Annotated in this window: 8 protein-coding genes; 1 reads left to right on the top strand and 7 read right to left on the bottom strand. The window is 67.5% G+C overall.

Annotated features, from left to right (window positions below; all coding sequences use genetic code 11):
• Together VN461_03795 and VN461_03790 are read right to left on the bottom strand one after the other, a co-directional pair.
• The coding region (locus tag VN461_03795; GenBank protein HXB53881.1) for a hypothetical protein at positions 1 to 377 on the bottom strand (377 nt) is incomplete at its 3' end.
• A gap of 11 nt (positions 378 to 388) precedes the next feature.
• Positions 389 to 1,099, bottom strand: coding sequence for a Fic family protein (locus VN461_03790; protein ID HXB53880.1), 711 nt, complete (start codon positions 1,097 to 1,099; stop codon positions 389 to 391).
• 76 nt (positions 1,100 to 1,175) lie between these two features.
• Here VN461_03790 and VN461_03785 point away from each other — a divergent pair, with 76 nt between their 5' ends.
• Positions 1,176 to 1,604 carry a hypothetical protein gene (locus VN461_03785; GenBank protein ID HXB53879.1) on the top strand — a complete coding sequence of 143 codons (429 nt, stop codon included), beginning with the start codon at positions 1,176 to 1,178 and terminating at the stop codon, positions 1,602 to 1,604.
• A 95-nt stretch (positions 1,605 to 1,699) separates the two neighbouring features.
• Here VN461_03785 and rho read toward each other — a convergent pair whose 3' ends face one another.
• From rho to VN461_03760, 5 genes are all read right to left on the bottom strand, one after another.
• Positions 1,700 to 2,953 (bottom strand): transcription termination factor Rho, encoded by a 1,254-nt coding sequence (gene rho, locus VN461_03780; protein HXB53878.1) that lies wholly within the window; start codon positions 2,951 to 2,953, stop codon positions 1,700 to 1,702.
• Between the two features lie 582 nt (positions 2,954 to 3,535).
• Entirely contained in the window at positions 3,536 to 4,921 is a 1,386-nt protein-coding gene (locus tag VN461_03775) for a hypothetical protein (protein ID HXB53877.1), read from the bottom strand.
• Between the two features lie 457 nt (positions 4,922 to 5,378).
• Positions 5,379 to 6,560: an acetyl-CoA C-acetyltransferase gene (locus VN461_03770; protein ID HXB53876.1), complete on the bottom strand. Its 1,182-nt coding sequence runs from the start codon at positions 6,558 to 6,560 to the stop codon at positions 5,379 to 5,381.
• A gap of 47 nt (positions 6,561 to 6,607) precedes the next feature.
• On the bottom strand, positions 6,608 to 7,123 hold the full coding sequence (locus VN461_03765; protein ID HXB53875.1) for a polymer-forming cytoskeletal protein: 516 nt from the start codon (positions 7,121 to 7,123) through the stop codon (positions 6,608 to 6,610).
• A 22-nt stretch (positions 7,124 to 7,145) separates the two neighbouring features.
• The coding region (locus tag VN461_03760; protein HXB53874.1) for a 3-oxoacid CoA-transferase at positions 7,146 to 8,486 on the bottom strand (1,341 nt) is incomplete at its 5' end.

The raw sequence follows: 8,486 nt of genomic DNA, 5'->3' as shown, positions 1-8,486 counted from the left end.
AGCGCGTTGATCGTGAAGTCCCGGCGCCGGGAGGCCTCCTCGACCGAGAGTCCGGGGTCGCCCATGACCGCGATCCCCCGGTGCCCTGGCCCCACCTTGGAATCACGGCGGGGAATCGAGACGTCCACCGCGGCCTCCAGTCCCGGGAGGCCGCTCAGCTTGTAGACGGTGAAGGCCTGGCCCACCGTGTCCACTCTCCCCGCGGAGGCCAGGACACGCTCCAGCTCGTCCGCGGCCAGGCCATAGACCTCCAGGTCGAAGTCCTTCACGGGCAGGCCCAGGAGGGCATCGCGCACGACTCCCCCCACGAAGAGGGGTCTGCCTCCGGCCGCGCGCACGCTCTCGAGGATGCGCTGGAGTGAGGGCGGGATCTCCAAACGGAGAGTGTTCAGGCGGTGGACTCCAGGGTGCGGATCATCACGTCCAGGCAGCGCTCGGAGGCCTCTTCGAGGAGCGCGGCCAGCGGCTCCAGCTGGAGCTGGAAGGCGGCCCCCAGGCATTGGATGAGGCGGGGGCCATCGCCCCCCACCAGGATCGGGGGCCGCATCCCCGCCCGCACCATGAGGTGGGAGGCGGCCAGACGGGAGACGCGGCCGTTTCCGTCTTCGAAAGGCAGGATCTCGATGACCCGGGCGAGAACGAGCGCCCCCTGCTGGACGGGCTTCAGCTCGTGGGCGCTGGCCGCGTTCAGCCACTGATCCAGGATGGCCAGCCGACCCGCGATCCGTCCGGGGGGGGCGGGGGTCGGGGCGTTGACGCGCTCACGGTCCGTCTGGCGATAGCCGGGGGCGACCCCGACCACGGCCTCGTGCCAGGCGACGAGGGAGGCCACGCTGAAGGGGGCTTGGGCGTCCACTGCTTTGCCCGCCCGCCGCAGGCCCAGGATCGCCGGATGCACAGGCTCGCCGCGCCGGGACGCCTTCACCTCCTCCCAAGCCAAGTCGAAGCCGGAGAGATTCAAGCTGCCCAAGAGCTGGGCGTCCTCCACCGCCTCCTGGAGGCTGGGGCCGGCCGTCTCGCGACCCTCCCGCAGCGCGGCCAGGCGCTTCTCCTTGTGGGACGCGCGGGGGGCCAGGCGAAGGCCTCGGATCTCGCTCATGCTTGATTCTAGGCGCGGGGAGAACGAGGGTCTACAATGGTGGGGAGGCCACCCCTCCCGGCCCGGAGAAATGACGATGCCACGAGCCACGGTCGTGACGCTTCTGATCCTCGCCCTGGGGGCCCCGACCCTCGGGGCCGAGGAGGCCAAGAAGAGCAAGAAACCCAGCCTAGACGTGCGGGCCGCCCCCCGCATGGCCTTCTCGCCCGTGAATGTCTTCTTCACGGCCGAGCTCACGGGGGGGGACGATGTCGAGGAGCTCTACTGCCCCGAGGTCCAGTGGGAGTGGGGAGACGGCGGCAAGAGCCTCCAGGAATCCGACTGTCCGCCTTTCGAGCCGGGCACCAAGATCGAGCGACGCTTCACGTCCGAGCACGAGTACAAGGTGGCGGGGCAGTACGGGATCAAGGTGACCTTGCGCCACAACGGCAAGAGCCTCGCCGCCAACACCGTGCAGATCACCGTTCGCGCAGGCCTGGGGGACCGGACGATCGAAAACAACTGAGCCCGGGGACGTCGCCCCTGGGGCCCCACCCATGGGCCCCATCTCCTTCCGCGCGAGCCTGGGCCCGCCCGACGGCGGAGCGCGGCGCCGGGCCCCTAAGCCCCGCTGGACATGCTCTCCAGGAACTCCTTGTTGGCCTTCGTCTTGGCCAGGCGCTCCAGAAGCAGCTCCATGGCCTCTACCGGGGAGAGGGCGGAGAGGACCTTGCGCAGGATCCAGGCTCGGTTCAGCTCTTCCTTGGGGATGAGCAGTTCCTCTTTGCGGGTCCCGCTCCGGTTGATGTCGATGGAGGGGAAGATCCGCTTGTCCGTGAGCTTGCGGTCGAGCACGATCTCCGCGTTGCCCGTGCCCTTGAACTCCTCGAAGATCACGTCGTCCATGCGGGAGCCCGTCTCCACCAGGGCGGAGGCGATGATGGTGAGGGACCCCCCTTCCTCCACGTTGCGGGCGGCCCCGAAGAACCGCTTGGGACGCTGGAGGGCGTTGCTGTCCACGCCGCCCGAGAGCACCTTCCCCGAAGGGGGCACGATGGTGTTGTAGGCCCGGGCCAGGCGGGTGATGGAGTCGAGCAGGATCACCACGTCCTTCTTGTGCTCGACCAGGCGCTTGGCCTTCTCCATCACCATCTCCGCCACCTGCACATGCCGGTCCGCCGGCTCGTCGAAGGTGGAGGAGATGACCTCGCCGTGGACGGAGCGCTGCATGTCCGTCACCTCCTCCGGCCGCTCGTCGATGAGGAGCACGATGAGGACGATCTCCGGGTGGTTGCTGGTGATGGCGTTGGCGATGGCCTGGAGGAGCATGGTCTTCCCGGTGCGGGGGGCGGCCACAATCAAGGCCCGCTGGCCCTTGCCGAGCGGGGTCATGAGGTCCAGCACGCGGGTCGAGAGGTGCTCGGGCAGGGTCTCGAGCCGGATCCGGCTCTGGGGATAGAGGGGGGTCAGGTTGTCGAAGAAGATCTTCTCCTTCGACTTGTCGGGGGGCTCAAAGTTGACGGCGTCCACCTTGATGAGCGCGAAGTAGCGCTCGTCCTCCTTGGGGGGGCGGATCTGGCCGCTGATGGTGTCGCCGGTGCGCAAATCGAACTTGCGGATCTGGGAGGGCGAGACGTAGATGTCGTCGGGGCCGGGCAGGTAGCAGTACTCGGGGGCGCGCAGGAAGCCGAAGCCGTCGGGCAGGATCTCCAGCACCCCCTCGGAGAAGATGAGCCCCTCCTTCTCCGCCTGGGCGCGCAGGATCTGGAAGACCAGCTCCGGCTTCTTCATGGCGGCGGCGCCCGGGATCTCCAGGGACTTGGCCACCCCCGCCAGCTTGGCGATACCCATCTCCTTGAGCTCCGCCAGATCCAGGCGGTCTCCCCCCACCTCCGCGGAGCCCGTTACCGCTGCGCCCGTCTCCGCCCCCACCTCCACCGCCGCCGGCTCCGGAGCCTCGGGCTCCTGGGTGGCGACTGCGAACTCGGGGGGCATCTCGTCGTCGCCGGGGGCACGGGGTCCCCGGGGAGGTCGGCCGCGGGCGGAGTCATTCTTGGGCGGACGTCCGCGGCGAGGCGGCCCCGGGCCCTTGGGTGTGGTCGAGAACGGGTCGTCGTTGGCCATGGCGTCTCTTCGTGGAAGCTGCGAAATGGGGAGGAGCGGAGACTAAGCGTCTCGGCTCGACGGGATCGGATAACCAAGCGTAGTGGAAGAAGGCGGGGGGTGTCAAGGAGAACCAGCGCGGGCACGGGGTCAGTCTGAGCCGCCTACCGTCCTTGGGTCGTGGATCAATGGACCATTGCCCGCGTGACCGCCTCTTTGAAACCGATTGCCTTTGGGGTTTCTGTTTCGCGGAGACGACGTCCCTCGTTTGTCATTGAGGGAGCTCAGGGAATCACGTCTTCGCTTTGAAGGACCCTCGCGTTTCGTGTCCTGGTGAAGGTACTCCCTCGGCGCTCACTTGATCGTGAACGAGAGTGGTGCCGACGTGCCTCCCGCAGGGGCCGGTGTGAATACGCTCACCCGTGCGCTTCCTTTGCTCACGAGGTCGGTGGTCGGAATCCAGGCGAGCAAGTAGTTGCTATCGAGGAAACGCGTGGTTCGAACGCGTCCATTCCATAGCACGGTCGACCCTAGCGCAAAGTTCGAGCCCTGCACAATCATCCCGAGATTCGGCCCGCCCACGGACGCGTTCGACGGAAGAAGGGCGGTCGCGACCGGAGCCGGGTTTGGTGTCGAGGAAGGTGGAAGCACAAGCGTGCTTACGAGCAGGAACACCTGCCCCGTGGGCCCGGTCGTGCGGAACGCCAGTCCCGTGGGGCCCCAGCGGATGAAGCTCGCTGCCGAGCTCGCAACAGGAATGACATTCCCGAGGTCGATGGCCCCGAGAGGCGTGAACCGGCCCTGGTCGAACGCCTGGATCTGCGTGTCGCCCGTCGAGAAGTCCGATGTTACGAAGAAGGCTCTCCCCACGCCCGAGTCGGGGATCATCACTCCCCGAGCGGAATAGGTGCCTATGAGAGTGAGGGCGACGGGATCGATCGCGCCGCCGTCGTCTCCGTAGACGAGGCCCGTCCCCCAGTCGAAGTGGATGTTCGAGTTGAAACCGGCGATCAAACCGCCCACGTGGCTTCCGAGAGTGAGCCCCGAGGAATCGACGCTCACCTGATAGAAATCGAGCCCGCTCGTTTCGCTGTTGTAGGCATAAAGGGTGGAGTCGTTCCTACCGAACTGGATCGAGTCGAAAGGGGCGAAGAACGGCGTCGTGTTCGGACGCTCCACCCCGTCGTCGAATATGGCAATGCCCGCTGACGATGGGCTCAAGTTCTTGTACATGCGCGCCACGGCAACCGAGTGGGAGTTGCCAGGCATGACTTGAATATCCCTGGCAAAGAGCGGCCCAAGGAAGGAATCGCTTCCCAAAGAGAAGCTGATATCCGGTTTCAGATCGGGCAGGTGAAAGCGCTGCACGGAGTTCGCGCCACTCAGCCCGACATAGAGAAAGAGCCCGTCGTCGGAGATGGCGAGCCGGTTGGGCTCGCTGCCGGTAAGGGCCACGGGTCCGACGGTTCCGGTTTGGGTGTCGAGGCCGACGATCGTGTTGCCAAACACGGGACCTGCCGAGCTCGGAAGCGCGAAGTAGATCTTCTGTTGAAACGGATCGAAGACGAGGTCGTTCACCGCCACGTTGATCGGTACCACGCTGAAGGGAATGGGCTGTGCCTCGGAAGACTGGGCAGCAGCGCTGGGGGCGCTTGCAAGGAGCCCAATCAACGAAGACGCGGCGACGAGAATGAGCGCGAACCTTCGGTACTTCCTCGTCATGATCGTTCGAGTGTTCACTTGAGGCTTCCGGTCCGGAACTCGCGCGCGGAACATAGTTGACCTCCAGGTCCCATTCACGACGCTTACTGCTGAGGAACCCAAGAGGCTGTAGGCACTGCGCGTTGGCTGTACCACGCACATGTCCAGCCGCCTGTTTTCACTGCTTCCGTGGGAGCGCCGTTCCTCTGGTTCAAGGAGAAAGCGCCCGCAAATTAACCGGTAAGCCACCACTCTACGCCACTAACCTGTAGAAAGGAAGAAATAGAGGAGCCGCGAGCCTCAAGCCGCCCGTTCGCCGGAGTCAGAGCGATGTCGCGGCGGTGTTGGCCATCCCCGCAACCTCGGGTTGAGCGCGGCGGGCACCAGCCCTGCGCGGTAGCGAGCGCACAGCCAGACCTCGGTGGCCGCAATCGACAGTCGGTGCGAGGCTGAGCGGACCCGCGGCACCAAGCGGGCCGCCTGGGGCACAAAGCCGCTAGAGTCGCTCCACCAAAAGGGCCACGCCCTGACCACCACCGATGCAAAGGCCAGCGAGACCGCGCTTGGCACCCCGCGCGGCCAGGGCATGAAGGAGGGTGACAAGGATGCGGGCCCCCGAGGCGCCGATGGGGTGGCCGAGGGCAATGGCCCCCCCGTTGACGTTAACCCGGGCGGGATCGAGGTTCAGCTCGCCCAGCACGGCCAGACTCTGGGCAGCGAAGGCCTCGTTGAGCTCGAAGAGGTCGATGGCTTCCAGACCCAGGCCGGCTCTCTCCAGCGCCTTGCGCACCGCGGGCACGGGGCCGATGCCCATGAACCTCGGGTCCACCGCGGCCGAGGCATAGGCCACGATCCGAGCCAGCGGCCTCACGCCCAGTCCCGCCGCCCGGGCCGCGCTCGTGACCACGAGGGCGGCCGCCCCGTCGTTCAAGCCGCTCGAGTTTCCGGCCGTGACCGTTCCGTCCTTCTTGAAGGCGGGCTTGAGCCTGCCCAGCGACTCCAAGGTCGTGTCCGCCCGGGGGTGCTCGTCCTTCTCGACCAGCGCGGGCTCCCCCTTCCGCTGCGGGACGGGTACGGGCACGATCTCCGCTTTGAACCTCCCCGCACCGATCGCGGCCTGGGCCCGGGCCTGGCTCTCCGCCGCGAACGCGTCCTGATCCTCGCGGCTGATCCGGTAACGCTCAACGAGGTTCTCGGCCGTGACTCCCATGTGTATATCGTGGAAGGCGTCGGTGAGGCCCTCGTGGATCATGTGGTCCAGCACCCGGCCGTGGCCCAGCCGCTCCCCCCAGCGCGCCCCCGGAAGCAGGAAGGGCGCCCGGCTCATGTTTTCGAGGCCGCCCGCCACCACCACCTCTGCGTCGCCGCACTTGACGGCCTGCGCGGCGAGCATCACCGCCTTCAGGCCCGAGCCGCAGACCTTGTTCACGGTGTGGGCGGGGACCGACTCCGGGATCCCGGCCTTGATCGCGGCCTGGCGCGCAGGGTTCATGCCCACTCCCGCCTGCAGGATGCAACCCAGGACCACTTCGTCCACCTGGTCGGCGCGGATGCCCGCGCGTTTCACCGCCTCCCGGACCGTCACCGCGCCCAGATCGGTCGCGGGCACGTCCTTGAACGCGCCCCCGAAGGTGCCGATCGGCGTCCGGCACCCGCTCAGAATGACGACCTCTTGAATCATGTCTCCTCCCAGCGTCGACGAGCCCAGGACAGCAGCCGACCCTGCTACTTCTTCTCCCCCGGGGGTGCCGCGGGTTGGGGGGCGGCCGTGGGGAGAGCCCTCGCCTCTCGGCCGCCATCGCGCCGGCGCCGCTCCTGAAATGCTAGGCGGGCGGTCTCGCCCTCCTCCCCGCTCATTTCGATCTGCCCCTCGAAGTAGGCCCCCTCGGCGATGGCCACGACCGACGCGCGAATGTGAGCCCGCACCCGTGATGCGGCGCCGATCTCGACCTTGCGCGCCTCGATCAGTTGCCCCTCGACCTCTCCCTCCACGAGGACGGCGGCGGCGGCGATCGGGCCGACCACGCGCGCACCCTCGCGCACCAGATAGAAGCCTGCGACCCGCGACACTCCCTCCAGGCTTCCCGCGACGTCGACAGAATCCCCACCCGTGAGCTCGCCTTTGATCTTGATGCTGGCCCCGATCACGGTGCTGGGTCTCTCCACGGAGTCGGTGAAGCGGCGGGCGGGGGGCGGGGCGACGGGAGGAGCGAGGGGGGCCGGGGGCTGCTTGCTGGACATGTTGCTCTCCTGGTCCCTGGGCTCAGAACTCCATGGGCTTGACGTCGCCGGGGATGATCAGGGCCGTGCCCGTTGCCCGTTGCACGGCGTCGGGGGTGGTGTCGGGCGCGTATTCCTTGAGAACCGGGCCCTCCCGGGTGATCTCGACGACGGCCATGTCGGTCACGATCAGGTTCACGCAGCGCTGGCCGGTGAGAGGCAGCGTGCAGCGCTCGAGGATCTTGGGCGAGCCGTCCTTGGCCGTGTGTTCCATGGTCACGACCACGCGACGCGCGCCCGCCACCAGGTCCATGGCCCCGCCCATGCCCTTCATCATCTTGCCCGGGATGGTCCAGTTGGCGAGGTTGCCCTCGCGGTCCACCTGCAGGGCCCCCAGGATCGTGAGGTCCACGTGGCCGCCGCGCACCATGGCGAAGGAGTCGGCGCTCGAGAAGTAGCACGTGCCCGGCAGCTCCGTCACCGGCTCCTTCCCCGCATTGATGAGATCGGGGTCCTCCTCGCCCGGCCGCGGATAGGGGCCCACCCCCAGCATGCCGTTCTCGGAATGGAGGACGATGGAGACGCCCGCGGGGAGGTAGTTGCCGGCCAGGGTGGGCATCCCGATCCCCAGGTTGACGTAGTACCCGTCCTTCATCTCGAGGGCCGCCCGGCGCACGATGCGCTCGCGCTTGCCGTCGACCTCCCCCCCTCCCTCGCCGCGGAGGGTCCGTTTCTCGATCCGCTTCTCGTAGCTTCGGCCCTGGAGGATCCGTTTCACAAAGATGCCGGGGGTGACGACCGCGTCGGGGTCGAGGGCCCCCTCCGGCACCAGCTGCTCCACCTCGGCTATGGTCGTGCGCGCGGCCATGGCCATCACGGGGCCGAAGTTGCGGGTGGTGCGGCGGAAGACGAGGTTGCCCAGGTGATCGCCTTTCCAAGCCTTCACGAAGGCGTAGTCCGCGCGGAGGGCGGTCTCCAGGAGGTGAGCCCGTCCGCCGAACCACCGCACCTCCTTGCCCTCGGCCACGAGGGTGCCGTAGGCGGTGGGGGTGAAGAAGGCCGCCACCCCCGCCCCTCCTGCCCGCATCCGCTCCGCGAACGTGCCCTGGGGGTTCAGTTCCACCTCGATCTCGCCCGCCAAGGCCATCTTCTCGAAGACCTTGTTCTCCCCCACGTAGGTCGCGATCATCTTCCTCACTTGGCGGTTCTGCAGGAGGAGGGTGATTCCGAAGTCGTTGGTCCCCGCGTTGTTGCTCATGAGGGTGAGGTTCTTGACCCCCCGGTCCCTCAGAGCCGCGATCAGGTTCTCGGGAATGCCGCAGAGGCCGAAGCCGGAGACCATGATGGAGGCGCCGTCGGGGATGTCCCTGACGGCCGCGGCCGC

This window comes from Vicinamibacteria bacterium (assembly GCA_035570235.1).
Taxonomy (GTDB): Bacteria; Acidobacteriota; Vicinamibacteria; order Fen-336; family Fen-336; genus DATMML01.
Note: the sequence above shows the minus strand (reverse complement) of the source record. Positions and strands in the feature narration are given on the sequence as shown.

Excerpts from the sequence above, each read along its gene's own strand:
- VN461_03790 (HXB53880.1), bottom strand. The coding sequence starts at position 1,099 with ATGAGCGAGATCCGAGGCCTTCGCCTGGCCCCCCGCGCGTCCCACAAG.
- VN461_03765 (HXB53875.1), bottom strand. The coding sequence starts at position 7,123 with ATGTCCAGCAAGCAGCCCCCGGCCCCCCTCGCTCCTCCCGTCGCCCCG.
- VN461_03785 (HXB53879.1), top strand. The coding sequence starts at position 1,176 with ATGCCACGAGCCACGGTCGTGACGCTTCTGATCCTCGCCCTGGGGGCC.